The 327-nt window shown below is 48.0% G+C and carries 1 pseudogene; it reads left to right on the top strand.

Annotated elements, in window-relative coordinates:
* A pseudogene (locus tag AACW06_RS20245) lies at window positions 1–327 on the top strand (IS66 family transposase); the annotation flags it as partial.

The raw sequence follows: 327 nt of genomic DNA, 5'->3' as shown, positions 1-327 counted from the left end.
TTAACCCAGAAAGCCAAGACATCGCCGAGCTTCAAGCTATGGTGAAAGCGTTGATGTCGGAGAAAAATGAGTGGCAGCAAGAACGCCAATCCTTAATTGAGCAGTTTAAGCTCACCCTTGACCGCCAAACGCTCGGAAGCGTTAAAGCCATATAACGAAGCACAGGGTGACCTCTTTAATGAGTCAGAATGTGAAGCGGTGAAAGCGGAAGATGAGGTTATCACCACCACAACGACGACCATTAAACGTCGTGGTAAACGTCAACCGCTTTATCAGGCACTGAAGACTCACTTACTCGAACAAGTGGTGGTTCAGGCCGATGAAACG

The organism is Vibrio sp. S12_S33 (assembly GCF_963889785.1).
GTDB lineage: Bacteria > Pseudomonadota > Gammaproteobacteria > Enterobacterales > Vibrionaceae > Vibrio > Vibrio aestuarianus.
The sequence above is the reverse complement of the archived record's forward strand: the minus strand, read 5'-3'. Positions and strand labels throughout refer to the sequence as shown.